Origin of the sequence: Exiguobacterium sp. S22-S28, from assembly GCF_043359615.1 — a bacterium.
Taxonomy (GTDB): Bacteria; Bacillota; Bacilli; order Exiguobacteriales; family Exiguobacteriaceae; genus Exiguobacterium_A.
Window position 1 is genome coordinate 465,538 of the sequence record NZ_JBHFFC010000026.1, and the last position, 24,825, is coordinate 490,362.

The following is a 24,825-nucleotide window of genomic DNA, read 5'->3' on the forward strand; positions in this document are numbered from 1 at the left end:
TTTCTATACTAAAGGAGAATCCAGACTATGCTTGTTAAAAAAATTAGCCCCCGCGGATACTGTTACGGTGTCGTTGATGCCATGAAGCTCGCACAACAAGCGGCAATGAATGATAGTTTACCGCGCCCAATCCATATTCTTGGCATGATTGTTCACAATGCCCACGTTACCCGTGAATTTGAACGGATGGGTGTATTAACTGTTGACGGTCCCGATCGTCTTGAAGCCCTTGAAACCATCCAACAAGGAACTGTTATTTTTACAGCCCATGGTATTTCCCCTGCCGTCTACGCACGTGCCGCGGAAAAGAACTTAACGGTCGTTGACGCCACTTGCCCTGACGTCACACGGACGCATGATTTGATCCGTACGGTCGTCGCGGATGATTACGAAGTCATCTATGTCGGAAAACACGGACATCCAGAACCAGAAGGTGCTGTCGGTGTTGCACCGGAACATGTTCATTTAATTGAAAAGGTTGAAGACATCGATGCCCTTCCGGCTCATTTGGCTTCTAAAAAAATCATTGTCACGAACCAGACGACGATGAGTCAATGGGACGTTCAGGCGTTGATGGAACATGTCCGTAAAAAATATCCGCATGTCGAAGTGCATAATGAAATTTGTAATGCGACACAAGTTCGTCAAGAAGCCGTTGCCGAACAAGCCGGTGATTGTGATTTAGTCATCGTTGTTGGTGATCCGCGTTCGAACAACTCTAATCGCCTGGCTCAAGTATCCTTTGATATTGCTGAAACACCGGCTCATCGAATCGGTGATTTAACGGAACTCGATTTGAACTGGCTCAAAGGCGTTCAGCAAGTTGGTGTAACATCCGGTGCTTCAACACCAACACCTATTACTAAAAAAGTAATCGATTTCTTACAACAATATGATCCTGCTGACATCAGCACACACGATAAGACACCATTCCTCGAATTGCGTCGGATTTTACCAAAAGTCAAAATTCTTTAATCGTTAAAAAATCCCTGACTGCTTTATGCAGCCGGGGATTTTTTTAAAGAAAGTGAAACGGATTGGTATTTGCCGTGGAGATAAGCACGTCCACATCTATCTTTTGATCATGGAACCGTTTGGTCAAGAAATCAGCGACTCCTTGTTTCATGACAGATTCGACATGATGACCCGGATCAACGACCGCCAATCCGAGTGCCATCGCATCATGTGCGACATGGAAATACAAATCACCTGTCACTAAGACGTCCGCTCCTGCAAAAGCTGCCGTCGATACGTATTTGTTGCCGTCTCCACCTAATACGGCAACTTTTCGGACCATTTGCTTTTCATCTCCGACAAAACGCAGATTATCGACGGCAAAAACTGTCCGTACATGTTCTGCAAATGCTTTTAATGGCATTGCTTCTTTGAGATATCCAATTCGTCCGAGACCAAGGGAAGGCGCGTTGATTTCTTCGCGAATCAGGTCGTATGCTACTTCTTCGTAGGGGTGTGCTTTTTTCATCGCCCGAATGACTTGTTTTTGATTTAATTCCGTCACGACGGTTTCAATGCGTACTTCCGTCACACGCTCCAACTTTCCAGCCTGCCCAATATAAGGCGTTGTATCTATCGCTGCTTTAAATTGTCCTGTTCCCGTTGTGTGAAACTGACAATCGCTGTACGCGCCGATATGCCCTGCTCCTGCTCTGCTTAATGCTTCCGATACTTGTGCAACCGCTTCTTCCGGAACGAAGACTACCAGTTTATATACCGTGTTTTCAAACGAAGGAACCAAAACGGTCGTATCGGTCACACCCAATGCTTGTGCCATCAAATCATTGACACCACCTTCTGCCACATCCAAATTTGTGTGGGCAGCATAGACGGCAATATCATGTTTGATACACTTCATGACGATGCGCCCTGCTGCTGATTGATCTGTGACTTTTGGTAACTTACTGAAAATCGGTGGATGGTGGGCAATGATCAAGTCAATCTCTTTTTCAATCGCTTCATCGACGACAGATTCCAGTACATCCAGTGTGACGAGAACACGTTTGATCTCTTTATTAAGTGTTCCGATTTGCAAGCCGATTGGATCTCCTTCAAAGGCGAATTTTTTCGGAGCAAATGTCTCAAACTGCTCGATGACTTGTTGACCGTTTGCCATCAGTTCGTCACCTCTTCCATTTTTTGAATCAACCGTTCGATGTTCGCAATTTTTTCCTGTAAGACGTCCGAATCATTCCCACGCTGCATTTGTTCGAGGATGTATTGTCGTTTTTGTTTTTCAGTCTGCCATTTTTCAATGAATGCCGGCGCCTTTTCCCTTGCCAATTGCGGACCAAAATACAATTCCCATCCTCGTTGCTCGACATCATCCGAATATAACGATTCTTCTCCTTTTTCCGCAACCAGAATTTCATAAATCTTCTCATTTTCTTTGACAATCGCTTCCGACAATAAAGAATAGCCGTTAGCGAGCAACCACTTCCGAACATCGACTGCATCGACATTCGGTTGCAAAATCAATCGTTCTTCTCCCGATAAGTGATGTTTGCCCTCTTCTAGGATCGAAGCAATCAAGGTACCGCCCATTCCGGCAATTGTCACAGCCGTCACTTCACCCGGTGTCAGAACGGTCAGACCGCTTCCGAGGCGGACATCAATCTTGTCTTCTAATTGAACAAGCGCAACCTGTCCTTGGGCCGCTTCCATCGGTCCCACATTGACTTCACCAGCAATCGCTCGTTCGATTAAGTTTTGTTGGATACAGTAACAAGGCACAAAAGCATGATCGGATCCAATATCCGCGAGTACTGCTCCTTGTGGAATATAGGACACGACTTTTTGTAGACGTTGGTCGAGTATGACGTTCGTTTGCATGTATTTCATCCTTCCTGATTCATGTTCTCATTTAAAAATAGCGGACTTGACGTAAAAAAGAAACAGTCGTTTCTCTAAAATTCACTACAAAAAAACATCCATCTCGGAGAAGAGACGGATGTTGATTCACTTATTTCTTTGCAGCGAGCCATTTTGCTAACATAGTGGCTTCTTCATCATTCGCAAGACCGCCAGGCATTTGCCCTTTACCGTTGATTACGATTTCTTTAATTTCTTCTTCTTTCAGCTTCGCGCCGATCTTTGTTAAGTTCGGACCGACTCCACCTTCAAGATTTCCACCGTGGCATCCTGTACATCCTTTAGATGCAAACAGATCTTCCGGCTTCATTTCAGCTGTTGATGGACCTTTTTCAGCTTGTTTTACCTGATCGACCCCAAAGTATGACAATGAAATCATGGCGATGATGGCGATGATCGCAATCGATGCGAACGGTACTAACGGATTACGCATTTGGATTCCCCCCCATATTCTCTACCCAACCAAGTTGGTGACTGAATGGTATTCCCCGTTACTATTCTACTGTAAAAAAAACAGAGAAGGAAGAAAAAAACAAAACTTTTTCTTCCTTCCCACTAAAATTTCATATTTTCTTCACACTTTGAATTAATCGAGGAAATCTTTTAATCGTTTTGAACGACTTGGATGGCGTAATTTTCGTAACGCTTTCGCTTCAATCTGACGAATCCGCTCACGGGTAACACCAAATACTTTCCCTACTTCTTCGAGTGTCCGTGTCCGACCGTCGTCTAGTCCGAAGCGGAGACGCAACACATTTTCTTCGCGATCCGTCAACGTATCAAGGACGTCTTCCAACTGTTCTTTCAGCAATTCATAAGCAGCTGCATCTTGAGGAGCTGTCGCATCTTGGTCTTCGATGAAGTCTCCGAGATGTGAATCGTCTTCTTCCCCGATTGGTGTTTCAAGCGAAACTGGTTCTTGTGCAATCTTGAGGATTTCGCGAACTTTTTCCGGCGTGATCTCCATTTCTTTCGAAATCTCTTCCGGCGTCGGTTCACGTCCTAAATCTTGCAACAATTGACGCTGGACACGAATCAATTTATTGATGGTTTCGACCATATGAACCGGAATCCGGATCGTCCGTGCTTGGTCGGCAATCGCACGTGTAATCGCTTGACGAATCCACCACGTGGCGTACGTCGAGAATTTATAGCCCTTTGTATAGTCAAACTTTTCAACCGCTTTGATCAGTCCCATGTTTCCTTCTTGAATTAAATCAAGGAACAACATACCACGACCGACATAGCGTTTAGCAATCGATACAACGAGACGTAAGTTGGCTTCAGCAAGGCGTTTTTTCGCTTCTTCATCGTTTTGTTCGATTCGTTTTGCGAGTTCAACCTCGTCCTCTGCGTTCAGTAAGTCAACACGGCCGATTTCTTTTAAATACATACGGACAGGGTCATTAATTTTGACGCCAGGCGGAACAGACAAATCGTTTAAATCTGCTTCTTCTTTGTCGTCACCCGTTCCATCATTATTGACTTTGATGCCCTCGGTTTCAAGCAGTTGAAGAAACTCTTCAAATTGTTGTGCATCCATCGATTCGAACGAACTGAGTTTGTCCTCGATTTTTTGATGCGATAGTTCACCATTCTTGTGTCCGAGCGCGATGAGTTCATCCTTCGCGAGACGGAGTATTTCCGCTTCTGATCTTGCTTTTTCTGCCATCGAACCATACACTCCTTCCACATCATGCAGGTCACCGATCTTTCAAACGCCGTTTCCGTTCGATGATCGCCTGCATTAGTTCCGCTTGAGCGCGGATATCTGTTTGTTGACTCAATTGAGTTTTTTCTTCGTCCAACGTCCGTCGCTGTCGTTCGTTTCGAACGGCACGAATATAATGACTCAATAAATCCGGATCATATTCCGGCATTAACATAAACTCTAGATCTGCTACGATTCGCTGAAGCGATGCATCCTGCAACATCGTCAAAAATCGATCGGGGTCCGCTGTTGTATCTGTTCCGTAAAATTCATATAATTTACCTGCGATTAATTGATGTGCCGGGTCATTAAATGCGACACCGAGCTGATCACGTACCTCAAGCCCTACCTCTTCAGACCGGATCATATAGGCAAGTAAAAAACGTTCTGCTTTTTTCCAGTTCGAAAAAGTCCGGTCTTGCGGCGCGGAGAAGATTGCCTGCGTTTCTTGGCGTCGCTCCTGTTTCGGTTGCATTCCTTGCGTCAGCAACGGTTTAACTTGCGACAACAATGATTCTTTCGACAAATGAAACTCTTCCGCCAGTTTCCCTAAATAAATGTCACGTAACAACGGATTGGCCGTCCGGCCAATCTCCTCAAGCATAGTTTCAATATAACGAACCCGTTCTCCTTCTAATCGAAGGTTTTTTTCTTGCCGAAAATAAAAAGATTTAAATTCAAGGCTTGAAATTCGTTCTTGTTCGATCAAACGGAGGAAGGCTTCCTCTGAACGGGTACCGATAAAGGAGTCAGGATCTTCCTCGTCTGGTAAGCGAATTACGGAACAATCCACTGCTACATCTTCCAAAAGACGCAGTGCCTTTAATGTCGCGGCTCGTCCCGCCTTGTCTCCGTCATAACAAACAATGACTTCATCGACGATTCGTGCCAGATTTTGAGCATGAACGGGTGTCAAGGCGGTTCCTAAAGAAGCTACCGTATAGGGTATACCCGCTTGAGCGACACGTACAACATCTAAGTTTCCTTCTACCAATACAACTTGTTTACTCTTTCGCATGGCTCCCCGTGCTTGAGCAAAACCGAATAACAGTTCACTTTTATTAAAAAGTGGTGTTTCTGCCGTATTGACATATTTCGGATCTCTTCCATCAATGGAACGTCCACTGAATCCAACAATCGTGCCATCACGATCAGAAATGGGAAAGACCACTCTGCCATTAAACCGGTCGCGATAATCGCCATCCCGGCCAACAGAAATCAAGCCTGCCTCCACCATCTCATCTAAATCAAAATTTCTTCTTGCCAGAGAATCCACTGTGAAACGGTCTTGGTCAGGCGCATAGCCGAGTTTAAACTCCCGCATGGCGGATTCTTGAATCCCCCGTTGCTCCAGATACTCCCGTCCTGCGTCACCAGCCGCTGTCTGTAACATGACTTCATGATACAAATCTGCGACAATCCTGTGCGCTTCACGCATTCGGTATTTCTTTTCTTGATCCGGTGTAGACTCGGATTGATCAGACCGTTCAAACTCGGGTAATTGAATATCCGTTCGGTCTGCCAACTTTACGACAGCTTCAGGAAAGCTCATCCCTTCCGTTTCCATCACAAAAGTAATGGCATTTCCACCTGCTCCACAACCAAAACAATAATACATGCCTTTGTCCGGAGAAACAGAAAAAGAAGGGGATTTTTCAGAATGAAAAGGACACAGCCCTGAATAACGATTCCCTTGTTTTTTTAATTCTACACGTTCTGATATCAATTCTACGATATCCGTTGCTTGTCGAACTTGATCCACTAATTCGTCAGGAAGCCGTTTCAATCCGTCACCTCTCCTTTCGAACGTTTATATACATATACCCGCAATGAAACGGAACGAATACTCGTTCCGTTTCATTAGAAAAACTGCATCATCTCATTAGTCAGCTAGACTAGTATACTATGCAAAGCAGCACTTTACTAGTCATGCGATTTTCCTGAAATTCCGGTCAAAATCAAATTCGCTGTTTCTTCGACTGCTTTATTCGTCACATCAATGACTTGACAGCCGATCCGCTCATACAAATTTCTCGCATAGTCGAGTTCCCGATTGATCCGATCGATTTGTGCGTAAGCTGCTTCCGGCTTCAAGCCAAGTGAGCGTAACCGTTCCATCCGAATATCAATCAACTTTTCCGGGGAAATCAATAACCCGAAACATTTTTCTTTCGGGATATCAAATAGCTCCTCCGGTGGAATCGATTCCGGCACAAGCGGAACATTCGCTACTTTATAACGTTTCAAGGCGAGGTATTGAGAAAGAGGCGTCTTCGACGTCCGGGACACACCAATCAATACGATATCCGCCCGTTTAATGCCGCGCGGATCACGACCATCGTCATATTTCACCGCAAATTCAACGGCTTCGATTTTCCGGAAATATTCTTCGTCCAATCGATAAATCAAACCAGGCTCTTCCTTCGGTTGCAGACCAAGACGTCCTTCCATCGTATCGAGCAACGGTCCTAGTAAATCAATCGCTTTGACATCATGAGCCTGAGCTGTCTCAGCAAGAAGACGGCGATGCTTGGCATGGACGATGGTATAGACAATCGTCGCCTGTTCTTCTTTCGCATGTAATACCAAATCATAGATGACCTGGTCATCATCAACAAACGGAATCCGGACCGTTTCAATTGCTTGTTCCGGAAATTGAATCGCGGCTGCCCGCACGACCAGTTCACATGTTTCCCCGACCGAGTCACTCACTACATAAATACGTTGTCTCATCTGCGAACCTCCTCTTACAGTTCCTCGTCTCGCGCAAGCGCGACCAGTACTTTCGTCATGTTTGTCTTCGTCATCCGACCGACGACCTTTAAGATGCCGTCCACTTGTTCAACGACCGGCATCGAGTCAATCTGCTTTTCAATCAATTTCATACCAGCACCGATCAACGTTTCTGATTTTTCGCAAACCGTCAAATTCGGCATACGGGTCATAATGATGTTGACAGGTAACGAGTCGAGTTCTTGATTGCCGATTGCTGCCCGTAAAAAGTCTTTTCGTGACAGGACACCGACTAATGCATGATCTTTTCCGACGACAAACAGCGATCCGACGTCTTCGAGAAACAAGTGAACGATTGCATCATAGACGGTCATTCCCTCGTGAATGACTTTCGCTGAAGACATAAACTCCCCGACAGTCAACGTATCCAGTTTTTCGTGCAACATGGAGGCATTTTTTTTACCGACATACATATAACCGACACGTGGACGTGCTTCGAGCATTCCCGTCATCGTCAAAATGGATAAATCGGGTCGCAATGTCGCCCGTGTCAAGGAGAGCTCAGACGCAATTTGCTCTCCTGTGATCGGACCGTTTTCTTTGACGATTTGGAGTATTTTATTTTGCCGTTCATTTAACTTCATCGGCTCATCCGTCCTTTATTCACCCTAAAGTGAGAGCATTGAATCGTGCGACGTGTTCGATTGCCGTTGCAAATCGTTTCATTTCGCTGAGACGATTCGTCCGGACAGCTTCATCATCCGCCATGATCATCGTACCGTCGAAGTATGCAGTGATCGCAGGAACACTGGACTCAAGCACGTGAATCGCTTGGTCATAATCAGAGGCTTGAACTGCTGCTTCGACTTTTGGAATCAGCTGTTCGATTTGTTCATGCAGGGCACGTTCGGCTTCGTTTTCAAAGAGCACCGGATTTACCGCAACAACCGTCTCTGCTTTTTTCGAGATGTTCAAGACACGGCTGAGCTGCTCCACCGTTTTCTTAAAGGTTGGTTGCTGTGTCGCCTGCTCAAGCATCGATGCACGTTTTTCATTTGCTTCGACCGTCAATTTCGGATCAAGTGCCGCTTCAATGACATCATGGCGGTATCCTGTTTCCGACAAACGGAATTTCAAACGCTGATTGAAGAAGTCTTCCATCGCTGCTTTAACTGTTTCTGCATCCGCCTCGTAAAGACCTGCTTTTAATTGAGCCGATACGACGAAATCAATCAGTTCTGACAATGTCATCTCAATCTGGCGATCGGACAGAATCTGGACAATTCCTTGCGCTTGACGACGCAATGCATATGGATCAGCCGATCCGCTCGGAATCATTCCGACGCCGAAGAACCCTGCCACACTGTCCATTTTATCCAGTACAGCCAATACCGTACCTGTCGGTGTAGCCGGACTCTCATCGCCTGCGAAACGAGGCAAATAATGTTCCCGGATCGCAGCTGCGACTTCAGCGTCTTCACCTTTCATATTGGCGTAGCGTTCGCCCATCATACCTTGCAGTTCTGTAAATTCATATACCATTTGACTGACAAGATCGAATTTATAAATCGTTCCGGCACGTTCGACTTTCGTTTCATCCGCACTGAAACGTTCCGCTAATTGAAGCGCCATCTCACGTACACGACGCACTTTTTCGCCTGTCGTCCCAAGCTTTTCATGGAAGACGATTTTATCCAAACGTGCTGCTTGCGCATCGATATCCGCCTTTTTATCTTCTTCGTAGAAGAACTGGGCATCCGCAAGGCGGGCCCGGATGACTTTTTCGTTTCCGCGGGCCACGTTCTCGATGTGATGCGCGTTTCCGTTGCGGACCGTTACGAAATAGTGTAACAACGTTCCATTTTTCTTGACCGGGAAATACCGTTGATGTTCCTTCATCGTCGTGATCAAGACCTCTTCCGGAAGTTCAAGATAGGACTCGTCAAAAGCGCCGAACAAAGCAGTCGGGTATTCGACAAGATTCGTGACTTCTTCGAGCAGTGACGCATCGATTGGTACCTCGAACCCTTCTTGTTCACTCAATGCATGGATTTGATCTTCAATCAACGCCCGACGTTTGTCATAACTGACGATGACATGTTCTGCCGCGAGTGCCTCGACATAGGCGTTCGGGCGAAGAATCGTAATGTCTTGACCGAGGAAACGGTGTCCGCGTGACGTCCGTCCGGTTACGACATCTGCCACTTCAAACGGAATGACCTGATCGTCCAGCAAAGCAATCATCCAACGAATCGGACGCATGTAACGTAACGATTGTGTACTCCAGCGCATATTTTTCGGGAACGACATCGCTTCTACGATTTGTTTTAGCCCCGTCATGAGTGCCGCTGTTTCTTGTCCCGACTCTTTACGTACCGCAAAGATATATTCCTCGCCTTTTTCTTCTTGTAAGAATAAATCGTCCGTCGTCAACCCTTTTCCACGGGCAAATCCCTGGGCTGCTTTCGTCCAATTTCCGTCTGCATCCTGAGCAATCCGTTTAGCAGGTCCTTTTAACGTCTCTTCTAAATCAGTTTGACGTTCCGACATGCCTGTCACAAGAACAGCTAAACGACGAGGCGTCGAAAACGATTCAATCGTGTCGAATGTGATGCGTGCTTCGTTCAAAAATGTCGTCACACGTTCTTTTAATTGTGTCTCCGATTGCAGGACGAAACGGGCCGGCATTTCTTCAAGACCGATTTCAAGTAACAACTCATGCATGCGATTCACCAGCTTTCGATTTAATCAATGGGAAGCCTAAACGTTCCCGTTCTTCGATGAAACTTTGAGCGCAGCGGCGCGACATGTTCCGGACACGGTGAATGAATCCCGTTCGTTCCGTAACGGAAATCGCTCCTTTAGCATCCAACAGGTTAAACGTATGGGAACATTTCAAAATATAATCATATGCCGGAAAGACCAGGTTCTCGTCGAGTGCCCGGTTTGCTTCTTTCTCATACTGGTCAAACAATGTGAATAAAAGATCGACATCCGATGTTTCGAACGTGTATTTCGAATGTTCGAATTCCGGTTGATAGAAGATATCACCGTACTTGAATCCATCCGTCCAGACTAAATCAAAGACACTCTCGACATCTTGAATGTAGGAAGCAAGACGTTCGATCCCGTATGTGATTTCAACGGCAATCGGATTACATTCAATCCCACCGACTTGCTGGAAGTACGTAAACTGCGTGATTTCCATTCCGTTTAACCAGACTTCCCAACCGAGACCTGCCGCACCGAACGTCGGGTTTTCCCAGTTGTCTTCTACGAAACGAATATCATGTTCGAGCGGATTGATGCCGAGCAATTCAAGACTTTGTAAATAAAGCTCCTGAATATTGTCCGGTGACGGTTTCATGATGACTTGGAACTGGTGATGTTGATACAACCGGTTCGGGTTTTCTCCGTAACGTCCATCTGCTGGGCGACGGGATGGTTCTGTATAACAGACGTTCCATGGTTCTGGTCCAAGACTTCGTAAAAACGTCATCGGATTCATCGTCCCGGCGCCTTTCTCCACGTCATAGGCTTGCATCGTCAAGCATCCTTGCTCAGCCCAAAATTTTTGCAGTGTTAAGATCATTTCCTGTACTGTCATCTTCAAGACTTCCACCTCCAAATTTATGAGGGAACGCAAAAACGTCCCTATGTACAACAAGGTTGTACATAGGGACGAGACTAGCCCGCGGTTCCACCCTACTTGCATGACTCAGCATGCCACTCTTTGATCAGGAACACTCAAAAATGCCGTTCACACCTGCTTCATTTCCGGCTCGCACTATCCCGAAATCGCTTGACTGAACATCAGGTGTTACTCCTTTTTCTCATCGTGTTCGTTTAGTTAGTTCTTCCGCACTTATTCTACCGAACGTTCGACTAGTCTGTCAATCGTCTCCAAGATTGAGTAATTGATCAAGAACCCGTTTCGAACGGAGCCGGAGTCCGCTGTATCGCTCCATATAGGCATCCATGATTTGCCGTAACAATCGTTTTGTATCCGGCTTCACTTCAACCTTCCCAATCCGGGAAAAATCATAAACAGAAAAGACGTATAACATCTTAGCCACTGCTTCTGTTAAATACACAGCCTGCTCGTCTTCGTGCCGGTGACGTTTACACAGCAAACCACCGTGGTTCAATGAGAAAGCAAACGGAGCTTCAGCACTGCCGCAAATCGTACAGCCATTTAGGTGCGGGGCAATCCCTAAATGGCGTAATAACCGTAACTCGATGATAAAAGAAACGACGTCCGGATCAAGTCCTTCGTCCATCGCCTCGAGACCATCAACGAACAAGTCATACAGTGCCGGTTGCGGTACCCGCTCATCAAGCGCCTTATCGGCAAGTTCCAACACATACATGGCATACGCCATCAGGAAAACATCTTGGCGAATGTTCGAATAACCGGTGATGACGTCTGCTGATTTTAGTTGGCCGAGACCACGTGAGCGCGGATAGACGTAGACCGCTCGAATAAACGGCTGACTCGCTGCATTAAACCGGCTTCCTGGTTTTTTTGCACCCCGGGCCATGACGGCGAGCTTGCCATATTCACGTGTCAACAGCGTAATGATCTTATTCGATTCACCATACACGACCGTTCGTAGTACAAGCCCTTCCGCCTTATCAATCATCGTTTAATACTCGTCGTCGCGGAAGCCGAGTTCGCGCAATTGACCGGCCTTGTTGCGCCAGTCTTTTTGCACTTTCACCCAAAGGTTCAAGTAAACTTTTGTACCAAGTAACATCTCGATGTCCGTCCGGGCTTCTGAACCAATTTCTTTTAACAACGCCCCGCGTTTTCCGATGATGATACCTTTTTGTGAATCGCGCTCAATCATGATCGTCGCATGGATATCAACCATGTTCCCATCTTCCCGTGTCTTGATTTGATCAATCGCCACAGCAATCGAGTGCGGGACTTCGTCACGCGTCTTTTGCAGGACTTTTTCCCGAATCATTTCCGAGATGATGAATCGTTCCGGGTGATCGGTAATTTGATCGGCCGGATAGTACATCGGTCCTTCCGGAAGAATCTTGGCGATTTCTTGCAGAAGGGGTTCCACGTTATTCCCTTGCAATGCCGAGATCGGAACGACCGCAGCAAAGTTCAGTTCATTTTGATACGATTCGATGATTGGCGGAATGTCATTCGGGTGAATCAAATCCACCTTGTTCATGACGAGGATGATGGGTGTATCCAGTTCTTTCAGCTTCTCGATGATGAACTCGTCACCTTTTCCTTTTGGTTCCGTCACATTGATCATAAAGAGGATCGCATCAACTTCCCGTAAGGCATTGGTTGCGACTTTCATCATGAAATCGCCCAGTTTATGTTTTGGTTTGTGAATCCCCGGCGTATCGATAAAAATCGTTTGCAGATCTTCCGTCGTATAAACCCCTTGAATCTTATTCCGCGTCGTTTGCGGCTTATCCGACATGATGGCAATTTTCTGCCCGATGACGCGGTTGAGGAATGTCGATTTCCCGACGTTCGGACGACCGATGATCGAGACGAATCCCGATTTGAATCCTTCTTTAAACATGTAAATCCCCTTTCGTAAATGCTCCTGGCAAGAGGGCACCCACTGTTGTTTCCGTGACATCCCCTTTGAGGTTCGTCAAATAGATCGGCATATCGGCATCACACATTTCAGACAAAACTTGACGGCATTGTCCGCATGGTGCGACTGGTCCTTCTGTATCCGCTACAACTGCCATCGCCTTATACTCCCGTGCATCCTGAGCCCAAGCAGAAAAGATAGCCGTCCGCTCAGCACAGTTGCAGAGACCGTACGCTGCATTCTCAATGTTACAACCATGGAAAACTTGTCCGTCTTTTGTGAGCAGAGCTGCTCCGACCTGGAACTTCGAATATGGAACATACGCTTTTTCGCGTGCCAATTTAGCTTGTTCGAGTAATTGTTCTGTTTTCATGTCATTTTCCCCTTTTAGGAACGGTATTGGCCAAAAAAAGGCCGGATTCTTATTGTACCAAATATGGGACGAAGATGCATAGTGCAATCACAATCGATGTAAGCGCCAACACAAGAACTGCTCCACTGGCGATATCTTTCACCGCTTTTGCGAGCGGATGCCATTCTTGCGTGACGAGATCAACCGTCCGCTCAAAGGCGGTATTGAACATTTCTGCACTAAGGACGACACCAATCGTCAAACAAAGAACGGCGCGTTCGACTGAAGTAAGCGGCAAGTAAAAAGCAGCGACTAACACCATCAAACCAATCACGGCATGCACTTTCATATGCCGCTCTTCTTTAATGGCTTGACGTATCCCGTTCATCGCATGGACAAACGGTAACCACCATCTTTTCACAATTTTCCTCGATACAATTCGAAGTGATGTAAAATTTCCTCCTGGCGTTTCGTCATGATGTCTTCATCTGCTTTTTCGATATGATCATATCCGAGAAGATGCAGAAAACCGTGAACAGCCAAGAAACCAAGTTCGCGTTCAAAATGATTCCCGTATTCCGCCGCCTGTTCCCGGCAGCGTTCCACTGAAATGATCAGATCTCCAAGAATAACCGGTTCATCTTCCAGCAATTCAAAATCGATTTCATCTTCTCCCAGTTCATCCATCGCAAAGGAAATCACATCTGTCGCTTGATCTTTCCCCCGCCACTCGCGGTTAATCTGCTGGATTTCATCGTTTGTTACGAACGTGACCGATAATTCACTATTGTCTTCGATGTCCTCTTCTTTTGCCGTGTAGACTAAAATAGATTCCACCAGTTTCATTTGTTGTTCTGTTAATAAAGCACCTTCGTCTGTCATGTAAATGTTCATGTAAGTTCCTCTTTCTTTAATTCAGGATATTCGATTCGTTCATGGAATAACCCGGACAGTGTATGGCAGGCGCTTTCTCCGACCCGGTAAATATCACGTGTCGTCATCTCACATTCCGAAAATTGATCATCCATCAGTTTTTCCCGGATGATTTTTTTGACCAGTTCCTGAATACCGGCTTCTGTCGGAGATTTCATGGACCGGACAGCTGCCTCGATTGAATCTACAATCATGATGACGGCCGCTTCTCGTGTTTGCGGCTTTGGACCCGTATACCGGAAATCCTTTTCGTCAACCTCCCCTTGCTCTGTCGCCTTAACATAAAAGTACCGTAATAATGACGTGCCGTGATGTTCCCGGCAAATATCGACGATAACATTTGGTAATTTGGCTTCTTCGAGCAGTTCGACCCCGTCGTCGGTGTGCGCGAGAATGACCCGTGCGGATTCTTTCGGTGTCAGACGGTCATGAGGATTCAGACCATGTTGATTTTCAATAAAATAGAGCGGTCGCCGCGTTTTCCCTAAATCATGGTAGTAAGCACCCACCCGTGCGAGCAACCCGTCGGCTCCAATCGCTTCACAAGCTGTCTCGGCAAGATTTGCGACCATCATACTGTGGTGATACGTCCCCGGTGCTTCAACCAATAATTTTTTTAACAGCGGATGCGTCGGGTTTAATAACTCCAAAAGACGGGTCGGAGCTAATATACCGAACGTCATTTCAAGAAACGGCAACAGGCCAATCGAAAGAATCGCACTTAAAACCCCGCTGGCAACCGCAAATCCGACCAAAATGGAAGTTTCTTTGACTTCCACTTGTCCGCTGCGCATGAAAAGAAATGCAAAGAAAACGGCCACATTCGCCAATGCAATCGTTAAACTACTGACAAAGATACGCCGCCGTGACAAACTCGAACGCAAGAAATACGTTGCAACGAGTCCTCCGGCCAGTAAATAGATCGCAATGTTAAAACTAAAGTTCTGATTGGTACTGTAAAAGAACGTACCTGCTAAAGCCGTAAACAAAGTACTCAACAACGCAATTCGTTCGTTCAATAAATTCCGCAAAACCAATGCAGAAAATGCTGTTGGTGTAAGTAAATAGAGGGCAGGGTTAATATCATCTGCCAAAAAGGCCATTCCATATATTACGACTAGCTGTAAAATGACGACTAAATATACTAGACTGAACAATTTCACTTTCCCCATCTTTGCATAACGCAGATTGGAACGGCTGATAAAACCGAACAACAAGAAAGTCATCAAGGCGCTTAAAATCAAAGTTCCCATCAACGGTTTAAATGACTGACGATCAGAAATCAGCCCTACGAGTTGTAATTGACGATACGCATCTTGAGAAATGACCTCTCCCCGTTTGACGATGACTTCTCCTTCGGAAATCAACACCGGTTCCACCTTATCGCTCGTTTGCTTACGCAATTGATCGGTTTTTTCCGGATCATATACATAGTTGGTCACGATTAACTGATCGGTCAATGTTTTTCCGACTGTTTTCATTGCAAAGGACAAAGCAGACCGTTCAATATCAAGCCGTGCCTCTTCCCGTGCTTCTGCCACTTCACCACCATCGGAAGAAATCCGTTGTCGCATCGCCTCTTCGACAGCCGTAATGACGACATCGCGTGCCGTAGTCCGCATAGCGGTGGAGGCAGTCGCAAGCAGTCGTAGTTCATCGTCTTGCAGTAAATCTGCTGCTTCTGTTCCCCTGAGACGCTGTTTGATGCGACCGATATCTTCTGCTGTTTTAACCCCTTTCAAACTTGCGAATAATTGCTCTGCTTTTTCAATTTGCTGGGTAGCATATTCTTGTTTGATTGTATATTGACTGTCAATTGCGGCTACAGTATTTTCCTTGAGCAACCGGGTGGCTTCCCGATCTTCGATCGTTAATGGCGATCGGATGTCTTCTTCCGCTATCGAAAACGGATCTGCCGACAATGCTTCAGGTCGGACACTGACATACATCATCGTTGAGATGATGACATAAAATCCGATTGTCAGCAGACTGACCCATACACCTACTTTTCGCATCCGTTCGTCTCCTTTCCACTCCAAGACTCACCTGTTGCGTTTTAGTCGAGTTCTTGACTGTAGGCATCAATGATTTTCCGGACTAGTGGATGTCGTACGACATCGGCTGAACTGAAATGCTCAAAATGAATACCACGGACATTTCCAAGCAAGTTCAACGCTTCTTGTAGTCCTGAAGCTTTCCCGCGTGGCAGATCCACTTGCGTCAAGTCTCCGGTAACGATCATTTTCGAATGGAATCCAAGACGTGTTAAAAACATCTTCATTTGCTCTCTTGTTGTATTCTGAGCTTCATCCAAAATAACAAAAGCATGTTCAAGTGTCCGTCCCCGCATATACGCAAGTGGTGCAATCTCAATGACACCTCGCTCTAATAAACGGGCTGTATGTTCCACACCGAGCACATCATGTAACGCATCGTACAGCGGACGTAAATAAGGATCGACTTTTTCCTTTAAGTCTCCCGGTAAGAATCCGAGATTTTCCCCCGCTTCAACTGCAGGTCGCGTGAGGACAAGCCGTTTGACATAACCTTCTTTTAACGCTTTTGCCGCCATGACGACCGCCAGATATGTTTTCCCTGTGCCCGCCGGTCCGATTCCGAACGTCAAATCACATTTCTCGATTCCACGGACGTAACGTGCTTGACCCAGCGTTTTTGCCCGGAGCGGCTTTCCTTTATGATTCGTATGGATGACCGTATCATAAAGTTCCAACAACTCGTCAACCCGGTCTTGTCGTGCCAGTTGAATCGCGCTCGTCGCATCACGTTCCGTTAAGACGGCTCCTCGATCGACCAGTTGCTTCAAGACACTGACGACCTGTTTCGCTAAAACGACGGATCGTTCTTCTTCTGCCTGCGCAAGCAATTCATCGCCCCGGTGCGTGAGTTGGACTTCAAGCTCCGCTTCCATCGTTTTTAGTACGGCATCGTTCGGTCCTACAAATGCTTGAATCTGTTCTGAATTCGAAAAAGCGAATGGGATTCTTTCATTGAATATCACGTTATGATTGGCCTCCTAATGATGGATAACAGTACGTCATCTCTATAAATCTGTTCTAGTCCACTTTATCATTTTCAAAGAATGGATGGAAAGAAAAACCCACCTCGGATGCTTGTTTTCCTCATTTTAACTAGTTCTGTCCAAAGTCTGTCCTACCCGTATGACTTCCTCGACTTTCGCTCATCAAAAAAAGCTGACTCCCATTTCGATGAGAGTCAACCTTGTCTTAACGATGAGGTGATTTAGACGTTCGTTTCGAAACGGGTGGACCTAGGACTTCGCTCCAGATGATCGCCTGTCGGATTTCCTCTTGCGTTGTCTGCATCCCTTTTTTCCCGTCCCGTCTTTTTCCAATCTCATCACTTGATATACTTCCCGTGATCTTGCCAAGATTCGATCGTGCTTGTTTTTGAGCTTTCACACGATCCCGCTCGTCTAAGCGCTGTTGCAATTCGGTCCGCTGATGCTTGACCGGTTGTGTTTGTTTTTGTTGTTTCCGTTTGATCGGAGGCGGAACCTCTCGACTTTCAGGAAGCTTCGTTTCCACTTGATCGACCATTTTCTTGACATAGTCGCCAAATTCTTTAGAAGGAACACGTGTTGAAGAACTGGTCTTCTTCTGATCGGCTGCTTTTGAGATAACCGAGATGACACCAAAGGCAATCATCAAACCGACCCAAATTAAGCTTTCCATCCTAGATCACCCTTTATTGTGAGTCGTTCGGCGAAGACTGCCCACCAATGGCTTGACGCATTTTTGTATCCGCCGTCACGTTCAAGTAGTTGGCATAATCCATTACACTGAAGTTTCCGTCACGCAATGCTTCTGCGATTGCTAGTGGAACTTCGGCTTCTGCCGCAACAACTTTGGCACGCATTTCTTCGACACGTGATTTCATTTCTTGTTCGCTCGCAATCGCCATTGCCCGACGTTCTTCGGCCTTTGCTTGGGCGATGTTTTTGTCGGCTTCCGCCTGATCCGTTTGAAGAACCGCACCAATGTTTTTACCGATATCGATGTCCGCGATATCGATCGACAGAATTTCAAATGCCGTGCCTGAATCTAGACCTTTCGCAAGAACTGTCCGCGAAATCATTTCCGGGTTTTCAAGCACTTCTTTTTGATCTTGACATGAACCGATTGTCGAAATGACACCTTCGCCGACACGCGCGATAACGGTTTCTTCACCCGCACCACCGACGAGACGATCGATATTGGCACGTACGGTAATCCGTGCTTTTGCTTTTACTTCAATCCCGTTCATCGCGACACCTGCGATGAATGGTGTTTCAATGACTTTTGGGTTAACAGACATCTGAACGGCTTCAAGTACGTTTCGACCTGCTAAATCAATCGCTGCCGCTCGTTCGAAACTGAGTTCGATGTTGGCGCGGTGCGCTGCAATCAAGGCGTTGACGACACGGTCAACGTTACCACCGGCAAGGAAGTGACTTTCCAGTTGGTTCGTATTGAGGTTGATCCCGGCTTTGACGGCCTTGATCAATGGATTGACGATTTTTGACGGTGTAACGCGACGGAGTCTCATCCCGACGAGCGTAAAGATCGAGATCCGGACACCGGCTGCAAGTGAGCTGATCCAGAGCGGAATCGGAACGAGTGTAAAGAAGATCGCGAGGAAAATAAGTATTCCTCCTGATATGAGTAGAACGGTCAATAATTCAGGTGTCATGTGAGTGACTCCTCCTTCGTTTTTTGGACTCGAACGATGACTCGTCCGTGTGTGACGTCTTGAACGACAACTTGTTCGCCAGAATTGATGAAGCTACCTTCCGTGACCGCATCGACCCGATTTCCGTCGATTTCAATCGTTCCTGCCGGACGGAGCTGTGTTAAACTGATCCCGATTTTGCCACGCAGTTGTTCTTTATCTTGATGAGAAAGATATCCTCTTTCAGACGATGTGGAATCCGTCAAAATCAATCCTCTCCATAACAAGGACTGATTGGACTTAATGCGACGATATGCCCAAAATCCGGCAGCCAGTGATAGAAAGACAGCTAACCCGACAGCTAATCCGACTTGCCCGACCGTCGCTCCCGCCATAATCAAGCTGGCAAGGACAGCACCGATGCCAAGGACACCGAATATACCGAATCCTGTCACGAATATTTCGACCAGCAACATGATAACACCAATCATGAAGACCGCTAAAATCATCCCTAAGCTAAAAGACATTACTTCATTCACCCCTTTTTCATCAGAATCAGACAGCAACATTTTTCCTCTTTCTGAACATGGCTCATTGTTACTATTATTATATACGCTTTCATCTTTAAAAAGGTTTCATAACTTTTACCAAGTTTTGAATTTTCCGAATTTATTACATGAAAAAAAGGCATCCCGAAGGATACCTTTCAAAACGGGTTAATGCAGTTGTTGTTTAACAAGGCGATTAATTAAAGCACCGTCCGCTTTACCCTTGAGTTGCGGCATGACGACACCCATTACTTTCCCCATATCAGAAGGAGCCGAAGCACCCGTCTGCGCAATTGCTGCGTTGACGATTTCTTGAACTTCTTCTTCCGAAAGTTGTTTTGGCATATAAGCTTCGAGCACGATTATCTCTGCTTGAATCTTCTCGACAAGGTCGTGACGATCAGCGCGTTCGAATTCTCGGAGGGAGTCGTTGCGCTGTTTCATCTCACGTGAGAGTATAGTTAGCTCTTCCTCATCAGTTAATTCTTGCTTACCGAGTTTAATCGCTTCATTTTGCAGGGACGACTTCACCATCCGAATCGTCGTAAGACGATCTTTCTCACGCGAACGCATGGCTTCCTTCATATCCACTGTCAAACGCTCTTGAAGACTCATGAGGATACACCCTCTCTTACGTTAGAACTTCTTACGCTTACGCGCAGCCTCCGATTTAAGCTTACGTTTTACACTTGGCTTTTCGTAGTGTTTACGTTTACGAACTTCAGCAAGCGTACCATCTTTTGAAACACCACGTTTGAAGCGACGAAGTGCGTCTTCAAGTGATTCATTTTTACGTACACGAGTTTCCACTAGTTTTCCCTCCCTCCGATATTACCGACTAAAGGAAACGTGTCAGACACGTCATACAACATTATAGTAGGAATATACAAAATGGTCAATAGTTGATTAACCGCTTTTGCCTGATTCCTGAGATGTTCCTTTTTGTTCTTTTCTATCCTCTCATGTCACCCCATTATTTACAACAGATTCATGATTTTTTACTGAAAAAAACCAAAATATTTTGTAAGCGTTTTCGTAATATTTTTGAAATGTTTTGTCAAAATGGTGAATAATGTGTCAAAATAGACACAGTTATCTGAAAAAGGAGTTGTTCTCATTATGAAAGAAGCCAAACGAATCATTTGGGGGCTGATTCTCGGGATCATTCTCGGAATCATTCTCGCGACGTTACCTGACAAATCAATCTATGAAGGATTGAATAAGTATGCGCTCCAACCGATTGGAACAATATTCTTGAACTTGATTAAGATGCTCGTCGTACCGATCGTCTTCTTCTCGATTTCCCTTGGTGTCATGGGACTCGGTAATCCAAAAGAACTTGGACGGGTCGGCGGTAAAGCCATTACGTATTTCATGACGACGACGGCTGTTGCCATCGTCATCGCACTTGGTTTGTCGTTACTGATCAAGCCGGGTACGTTCGGCAACTTTGCGACAGACAATTTGAAATATGATCAAGGAAACCTACCGGATACAAGCTTAATCAATACGATTGTCGGGATGTTCCCGACGAATCCAATTGCCTCGATGGCTGAAGGCAATATGCTGCAACTGATCGTCTTCAGTGTCTTCATCGGTTTCGGAATCACTTTCCTCGGCAGCAAAGCGTCCACATTACGCTCGTTCATCGAACAAGGAAATGACTTGATGACGTATTTGATTAGTCTTGTCATGAAGATGGCCCCGCTCGGCGCATTTGCTTTGATTGCCTCAGCCGTCGGTGCACAAGGGTTTGATTCCTTGAAAGCGATGGGTCTCTATATGGGCGTCGTCATCCTGGCATTGATTGTCCATTCCCTGTTGACGTACGGTTCGACCGTCTCGTTGCTCGGAAAGATGAATCCGTTTTTCTTCTTTAAAAAATTTGCGCCGGTTATGCTTTTCGCCTTCTCGACTTCATCATCGAATGCGACGTTGCCGGTTGCCATGCAAACCGCACAACGTGAATTAAAAGTGCCACGTTCGGTGTCGAGTTTCGTCCAACCGCTTGGTGCAACGATCAACATGGATGGAACGGCCATCATGCAAGGGGTTGCCACCGTCTTTATCGCTCAAGTATATGGAATTGATTTAACTCCTGCTCAACTCGCAACCGTTGTCTTGACAGCCGTTCTCGCGTCTGTCGGAACAGCCGGTGTACCGGGTGTCGGTCTCGTCATGCTGACGATGGTTCTCCAATCGGTCAACCTGCCTGTTGAAGGGATCGCCTTAATCATCGGTGTCGACCGTCTGCTCGATATGATGCGGACAGCTGTCAACATCACAGGTGACGCTGCTTGTGCCGTCATCGTTGCAAAATCGGAAGAAGGTAACTTGAACGAAGAAGAGGAAGAAGACGAGCGTTACGCTTAATTTTTCCTCATAAAAAAACGTGTCGCCTCTGTGATTCATTCACAGAGGCGACACGTTTTTTGCTTGTTTATTTTTTTAACACGTAAGAGCTGAGCGGATCGACCGTCAGGCTGCCTGATACTTTTTTAAGTGTTTTCGTTCCAGCGGTTTTACCATCCACGATTACGTTCCACGTCCCTTTTGGCAACGTCATTTTGACAGGCTCGCGTTTCGCATTATGGACAACATACAGCTCGTTTTTTTGTCGGGGTGCTTGATCTGCCAACTGATAAGCAACGACTTGTTCCGGTGCGTCCTTGAACGTCAAGTAGCGTCGGATATCTTTTGCTGAATCAAGATGTAAGGCAGGGTTCGCTTTCCGGACTTGAATCAATCCTTTCATGTAGTCGACATCAGCTTGACGATCCATTTTTAATTTCCAATCCAGTTGATTGACGGAATCCGGTGACTTGTACGAGTTGTGGTCGCCACCTTTTGTCCGCATGAAATCTTGACCGGCATGGATGAACGTTGTTCCTTGCGACGTCAGCAGGATGCTTGACGCCAAGCGATGCATTTTTGTCTTCGTCACATCGCTATCGGTTGGATTCGTTAAGTTCAATTTGTCCCACAATGTGTGGTTATCATGGGCTTCGACGTACGTAATCGCTTGATTCGGCTCTGCCGCAAATCCCGTGATATCCGTGTTATAAGCAATCTCACCGACGATTCCACGTTTGATGCGTGTCTCAAGACCCATTTTGCCGTTGATGAAACCGGCATCCGTGTCTTCGAAGACACTTCCTTTAAGTGCATCCCGCAAGTTATCGTTGAAATGTGCGATACCCGGCATCTGTTTCGCATTTGTTTGATTGGCTTTTTCTGCTTCCGGAAGCGGCGTCCCGAGACTCCAGCCTTCCCCGAAGACAAGAATCGATGGATCAATTTTAGTTGTCGTCCGTTTGACGGCATTCATTGTCTTGACATCATGAATCCCCATCAGATCAAATCGGAATCCATCCCAATGGTATTCTTTTGCCCAGTAGTCAACTGAATCGACAATCAATTTGTGCATCATTTTGCGTTCAGAAGCTGTATCGTTCCCGACACCTGTCCCGTTCGCGAGATCTCCGCCTTCAGTATAGCGGTAGTAATAACCCGGAACGATTTTATCCAAATTCGAAGCTTTTGCATCAAACATATGATTGTAGACAACATCCATGACGGCGCGGAGTCCGTTGTCGTGTAGTCCTTGAATCATCTGTTTCATCTCTTTGATACGGACTTTTGGATCGTACGGATTAGTGGCATATGACCCTTCCGGTGCATTGTAGTTTTTCGGATCATATCCCCAGTTATATGTTTTGAGCGGATTTGTCTCGTCGACCGAAGCCGTATTGAAATCATAGACCGGAATGAACTGAACATGCGTGATGCCAAGCTCTTTTAAGTGATCAAGTCCTGTTTTCGTTTTTGTTTTTTTACCGTCTTTCAGCAGACGTGTTCCCGGTTCGATGACACCGAGATACTTCCCTTTTTGTTTGATGCCTGAATCGTATGTTGTACCTGTGACATCAAACATCGACAAGTCACGGACGTGCGTTTCGTAAATGATGGCGTCCGTCGCTTTTTTCAGCGGCATTTTTGTTTTTGTCCAACGTTTTGGATTCGTTTCGTTTAAATCAACAACGACACCTTGATCTCCGTTGACAGCTACGGCTGTCGCATAGGGATCTACTGCCCGTGTCGTTTCCTTCGCATGTTTGACTTCGTATGTGTATCCTGTTCCGTCAAGGTCGCCTTTGAGCGTCACACTGAAGACACCGCGGTCGCCGCGGATCATCTTCACTTCGCGGACGATATCCTTTGTTGTTGCCGCTTGTTTTTTCGGAAGTTTGTACAGTTCGAGTTCAACCGTTTGAGCAGTCGGTGCCCAGACGCGGAACGTCGTTTTGTCTTTTTGATAGACCGTACCGAGTTTACCATCGTACGCATACTTTTGATCAAAGGCATCGGAACGCAGGACTTTTCCAGCTTCTAACACACCTTCGCCAAAGACCGGATGTGATACGGTGACGACATTTGCCAGCTCAATGTCCGATGTAACCGTCACTTGTAATGTCTTTGCATCCACTTGCGTGACAACCGGATTGACAAGTCCATTGAATGTCAGCGTTTTCAACTCCTCCGCCGTGATCGGCGAGTTCGTTTTCAGCGTCATCGTTTTAAAGTCATCTGCCAAGAAACTTGTGAACTTCGGCGTCCGATCGATATCCGGTTTGCTGTAATAAATGGTTTGATCGCCTTCGATCAACCAAATATCTTTGGCTCCCGCATAATAAAAACGATCCGCCCCGTCTTTCTCAGACCATCCTTCGACGTGGGGAATGATTCCGACAAGACGTTCCTTTGTCGAATTCGTCAGTGTGACGTTTGCAACAGCTCCAAACTCATCTTGTCCATCAAATTCAAATCGTTTTCCGTCCTGGGCATTCGGAAATGCCCATACGCCGTACTTCTCATAGTCATTGTCATAACGGTAATAATGAACGTTCGTGTTGACAGACTCGACGTCACTGCCACCTGTTGGATTGACAGGCGATACTTCTTTACTGCCCGATTCGATCCAAACTTCTGCGACCCCGTCCTTGATCATATCTTTTGTGATGAAACGGTCGTTTTCCGAACCAGGATCTTTGTTCCACGAATCATCGCGGACGATAAAACCGATTTTTTCCGGTTGATCCACTGGAAATTCATAAGCTGCGATTTTTCCATAAGCATCTTCACCGTTAAAGGCATGTGCCTTGTCCGGGAAATAATCCGGTCCGTTCGCCCATAACCAAAGATTCCAATCTTTTTCTGACGTTTTATCTTCTTTGTAGTGAATGATGACGAGTGTCGATTTGCCTTTTTCCAGTGCCAAGCTGTTTACTGGAAACAAACTAAACATCAGTGCAAACGTTAGCACAACTGCACAGACTGATTTCCATCGATTCATGCCGTATCCTCCTTGGATTTATGTAATCGTTTTCATTTTCATTCTCC

The 24,825-nt window shown here is 46.1% G+C and carries 24 protein-coding genes; 2 read left to right on the plus strand and 22 right to left on the minus strand.

What is annotated here, in order from left to right; all coding sequences use genetic code 11:
- Positions 1 to 27: 27 nt before the first annotated feature.
- Positions 28 to 975, plus strand: a complete 948-nt coding sequence (locus ACHA8N_RS09015) for a 4-hydroxy-3-methylbut-2-enyl diphosphate reductase (protein WP_393965476.1) — start codon at positions 28 to 30, stop codon at positions 973 to 975.
- A gap of 43 nt (positions 976 to 1,018) precedes the next feature.
- Here the strand turns inward: ACHA8N_RS09015 and ACHA8N_RS09020 are convergent, their stop codons facing one another.
- The 21 genes from ACHA8N_RS09020 to rpsU all read right to left on the minus strand — a co-directional run bounded on the left by ACHA8N_RS09020 (position 1,019) and on the right by rpsU (position 20,235).
- Positions 1,019 to 2,131 (minus strand): Nif3-like dinuclear metal center hexameric protein, encoded by a 1,113-nt coding sequence (locus tag ACHA8N_RS09020; protein WP_393965477.1) that lies wholly within the window; start codon positions 2,129 to 2,131, stop codon positions 1,019 to 1,021.
- Entirely contained in the window at positions 2,131 to 2,847 is a 717-nt protein-coding gene (locus ACHA8N_RS09025) for a tRNA (adenine(22)-N(1))-methyltransferase (protein WP_147511878.1), read from the minus strand. Before ACHA8N_RS09025 ends, ACHA8N_RS09020 begins: the two co-directional genes overlap by 1 nt.
- Positions 2,848 to 2,977: 130 nt before the next feature.
- Positions 2,978 to 3,319, minus strand: coding sequence for a cytochrome c550 (cccA, locus tag ACHA8N_RS09030; RefSeq protein ID WP_147511879.1), 342 nt, complete (start codon positions 3,317 to 3,319; stop codon positions 2,978 to 2,980).
- Positions 3,320 to 3,472: 153 nt separating this feature from the next.
- Positions 3,473 to 4,558: an RNA polymerase sigma factor RpoD gene (gene rpoD, locus ACHA8N_RS09035; RefSeq protein ID WP_012369736.1), complete on the minus strand. Its 1,086-nt coding sequence runs from the start codon at positions 4,556 to 4,558 to the stop codon at positions 3,473 to 3,475.
- Between the two features lie 31 nt (positions 4,559 to 4,589).
- A complete protein-coding gene (dnaG, locus tag ACHA8N_RS09040) occupies positions 4,590 to 6,383 on the minus strand; it encodes a DNA primase (RefSeq protein ID WP_393965478.1) in 1,794 nt (597 codons plus the stop codon).
- A gap of 137 nt (positions 6,384 to 6,520) precedes the next feature.
- The gene (locus tag ACHA8N_RS09045) at positions 6,521 to 7,330 is read right to left on the minus strand and encodes a pyruvate, water dikinase regulatory protein (RefSeq protein WP_147511881.1); all 810 of its coding nucleotides are present in this window, start codon (positions 7,328 to 7,330) and stop codon (positions 6,521 to 6,523) included.
- A gap of 14 nt (positions 7,331 to 7,344) precedes the next feature.
- Positions 7,345 to 7,974, minus strand: a complete 630-nt coding sequence (ccpN, locus tag ACHA8N_RS09050) for a transcriptional regulator CcpN (RefSeq protein ID WP_147511882.1) — start codon at positions 7,972 to 7,974, stop codon at positions 7,345 to 7,347.
- Positions 7,975 to 7,993: 19 nt separating this feature from the next.
- A complete protein-coding gene (gene glyS, locus ACHA8N_RS09055; RefSeq protein ID WP_393965479.1) occupies positions 7,994 to 10,054 on the minus strand; it encodes a glycine--tRNA ligase subunit beta in 2,061 nt (686 codons plus the stop codon).
- Positions 10,047 to 10,937 (minus strand): glycine--tRNA ligase subunit alpha, encoded by an 891-nt coding sequence (gene glyQ / locus ACHA8N_RS09060; RefSeq protein WP_012369731.1) that lies wholly within the window; start codon positions 10,935 to 10,937, stop codon positions 10,047 to 10,049. Before glyQ ends, glyS begins: the two co-directional genes overlap by 8 nt.
- A 286-nt stretch (positions 10,938 to 11,223) precedes the next feature.
- Positions 11,224 to 11,973, minus strand: coding sequence for a DNA repair protein RecO (gene recO / locus ACHA8N_RS09065; RefSeq protein WP_147511884.1), 750 nt, complete (start codon positions 11,971 to 11,973; stop codon positions 11,224 to 11,226).
- A 3-nt stretch (positions 11,974 to 11,976) separates the two neighbouring features.
- Positions 11,977 to 12,885 carry a GTPase Era gene (era, locus tag ACHA8N_RS09070; protein ID WP_026833632.1) on the minus strand — a complete coding sequence of 303 codons (909 nt, stop codon included), beginning with the start codon at positions 12,883 to 12,885 and terminating at the stop codon, positions 11,977 to 11,979.
- Positions 12,878 to 13,276, minus strand: a complete 399-nt coding sequence (locus ACHA8N_RS09075; protein WP_147511885.1) for a cytidine deaminase — start codon at positions 13,274 to 13,276, stop codon at positions 12,878 to 12,880. Before ACHA8N_RS09075 ends, era begins: the two co-directional genes overlap by 8 nt.
- 49 nt (positions 13,277 to 13,325) lie before the next feature.
- The gene (locus ACHA8N_RS09080; protein WP_147511886.1) at positions 13,326 to 13,676 is read right to left on the minus strand and encodes a diacylglycerol kinase; all 351 of its coding nucleotides are present in this window, start codon (positions 13,674 to 13,676) and stop codon (positions 13,326 to 13,328) included.
- Positions 13,673 to 14,149: an rRNA maturation RNase YbeY gene (gene ybeY / locus ACHA8N_RS09085; RefSeq protein ID WP_147511887.1), complete on the minus strand. Its 477-nt coding sequence runs from the start codon at positions 14,147 to 14,149 to the stop codon at positions 13,673 to 13,675. The genes ACHA8N_RS09080 and ybeY overlap by 4 nt, the downstream gene beginning before the upstream one ends.
- Positions 14,146 to 16,203 carry an HD family phosphohydrolase gene (locus tag ACHA8N_RS09090; RefSeq protein WP_393965480.1) on the minus strand — a complete coding sequence of 686 codons (2,058 nt, stop codon included), beginning with the start codon at positions 16,201 to 16,203 and terminating at the stop codon, positions 14,146 to 14,148. Before ACHA8N_RS09090 ends, ybeY begins: the two co-directional genes overlap by 4 nt.
- Before the next feature lie 41 nt (positions 16,204 to 16,244).
- Entirely contained in the window at positions 16,245 to 17,207 is a 963-nt protein-coding gene (locus tag ACHA8N_RS09095; protein ID WP_147511889.1) for a PhoH family protein, read from the minus strand.
- A gap of 226 nt (positions 17,208 to 17,433) precedes the next feature.
- Entirely contained in the window at positions 17,434 to 17,901 is a 468-nt protein-coding gene (locus tag ACHA8N_RS09100) for a hypothetical protein (protein WP_147511890.1), read from the minus strand.
- A gap of 13 nt (positions 17,902 to 17,914) precedes the next feature.
- Positions 17,915 to 18,898, minus strand: coding sequence for a flotillin-like protein FloA (gene floA, locus ACHA8N_RS09105; RefSeq protein ID WP_147511891.1), 984 nt, complete (start codon positions 18,896 to 18,898; stop codon positions 17,915 to 17,917).
- Positions 18,895 to 19,386, minus strand: a complete 492-nt coding sequence (locus ACHA8N_RS09110; RefSeq protein ID WP_393965481.1) for an NfeD family protein — start codon at positions 19,384 to 19,386, stop codon at positions 18,895 to 18,897. Before ACHA8N_RS09110 ends, floA begins: the two co-directional genes overlap by 4 nt.
- A gap of 207 nt (positions 19,387 to 19,593) precedes the next feature.
- Complete coding sequence (locus tag ACHA8N_RS09115) at positions 19,594 to 20,040, minus strand: GatB/YqeY domain-containing protein (protein ID WP_026828988.1); 447 nt, start codon at positions 20,038 to 20,040, stop codon at positions 19,594 to 19,596.
- Positions 20,041 to 20,061: 21 nt separating this feature from the next.
- The gene (rpsU, locus tag ACHA8N_RS09120) at positions 20,062 to 20,235 is read right to left on the minus strand and encodes a 30S ribosomal protein S21 (protein ID WP_012369719.1); all 174 of its coding nucleotides are present in this window, start codon (positions 20,233 to 20,235) and stop codon (positions 20,062 to 20,064) included.
- Between the two features lie 309 nt (positions 20,236 to 20,544).
- On the opposite strand from rpsU, the gene ACHA8N_RS09125 reads away from it, so the two are divergent.
- Positions 20,545 to 21,798 (plus strand): dicarboxylate/amino acid:cation symporter, encoded by a 1,254-nt coding sequence (locus ACHA8N_RS09125; protein ID WP_393965482.1) that lies wholly within the window; start codon positions 20,545 to 20,547, stop codon positions 21,796 to 21,798.
- Between the two features lie 67 nt (positions 21,799 to 21,865).
- On the opposite strand, the gene pulA is transcribed toward ACHA8N_RS09125, so the two are convergent.
- Positions 21,866 to 24,778, minus strand: a complete 2,913-nt coding sequence (gene pulA / locus ACHA8N_RS09130; RefSeq protein WP_393965483.1) for a type I pullulanase — start codon at positions 24,776 to 24,778, stop codon at positions 21,866 to 21,868.
- Positions 24,779 to 24,825 lie beyond the last annotated feature (47 nt).

Coding starts and splice junctions, on each gene's coding strand:
- ACHA8N_RS09015 (WP_393965476.1), top strand. CDS start 28: ATGCTTGTTAAAAAAATTAGCCCCCGCGGATACTGTTACGGTGTCGTT.
- ACHA8N_RS09020 (WP_393965477.1), bottom strand. CDS start 2,131: ATGGCAAACGGTCAACAAGTCATCGAGCAGTTTGAGACATTTGCTCCG.
- ACHA8N_RS09025 (WP_147511878.1), bottom strand. CDS start 2,847: ATGCAAACGAACGTCATACTCGACCAACGTCTACAAAAAGTCGTGTCC.
- cccA (WP_147511879.1), bottom strand. CDS start 3,319: ATGCGTAATCCGTTAGTACCGTTCGCATCGATTGCGATCATCGCCATC.
- rpoD (WP_012369736.1), bottom strand. CDS start 4,558: ATGGCAGAAAAAGCAAGATCAGAAGCGGAAATACTCCGTCTCGCGAAG.
- ACHA8N_RS09045 (WP_147511881.1), bottom strand. CDS start 7,330: ATGAGACAACGTATTTATGTAGTGAGTGACTCGGTCGGGGAAACATGT.
- ccpN (WP_147511882.1), bottom strand. CDS start 7,974: ATGAAGTTAAATGAACGGCAAAATAAAATACTCCAAATCGTCAAAGAA.
- glyS (WP_393965479.1), bottom strand. CDS start 10,054: ATGCATGAGTTGTTACTTGAAATCGGTCTTGAAGAAATGCCGGCCCGT.
- glyQ (WP_012369731.1), bottom strand. CDS start 10,937: ATGACAGTACAGGAAATGATCTTAACACTGCAAAAATTTTGGGCTGAG.
- recO (WP_147511884.1), bottom strand. CDS start 11,973: ATGATTGATAAGGCGGAAGGGCTTGTACTACGAACGGTCGTGTATGGT.
- era (WP_026833632.1), bottom strand. CDS start 12,885: ATGTTTAAAGAAGGATTCAAATCGGGATTCGTCTCGATCATCGGTCGT.
- ACHA8N_RS09075 (WP_147511885.1), bottom strand. CDS start 13,276: ATGAAAACAGAACAATTACTCGAACAAGCTAAATTGGCACGCGAAAAA.
- ybeY (WP_147511887.1), bottom strand. CDS start 14,149: ATGAACATTTACATGACAGACGAAGGTGCTTTATTAACAGAACAACAA.
- ACHA8N_RS09090 (WP_393965480.1), bottom strand. CDS start 16,203: ATGCGAAAAGTAGGTGTATGGGTCAGTCTGCTGACAATCGGATTTTAT.
- ACHA8N_RS09100 (WP_147511890.1), bottom strand. CDS start 17,901: ATGGAAAGCTTAATTTGGGTCGGTTTGATGATTGCCTTTGGTGTCATC.
- floA (WP_147511891.1), bottom strand. CDS start 18,898: ATGACACCTGAATTATTGACCGTTCTACTCATATCAGGAGGAATACTT.
- ACHA8N_RS09110 (WP_393965481.1), bottom strand. CDS start 19,386: ATGATTTTAGCGGTCTTCATGATTGGTGTTATCATGTTGCTGGTCGAA.
- ACHA8N_RS09115 (WP_026828988.1), bottom strand. CDS start 20,040: ATGAGTCTTCAAGAGCGTTTGACAGTGGATATGAAGGAAGCCATGCGT.
- ACHA8N_RS09125 (WP_393965482.1), top strand. CDS start 20,545: ATGAAAGAAGCCAAACGAATCATTTGGGGGCTGATTCTCGGGATCATT.
- pulA (WP_393965483.1), bottom strand. CDS start 24,778: ATGAATCGATGGAAATCAGTCTGTGCAGTTGTGCTAACGTTTGCACTG.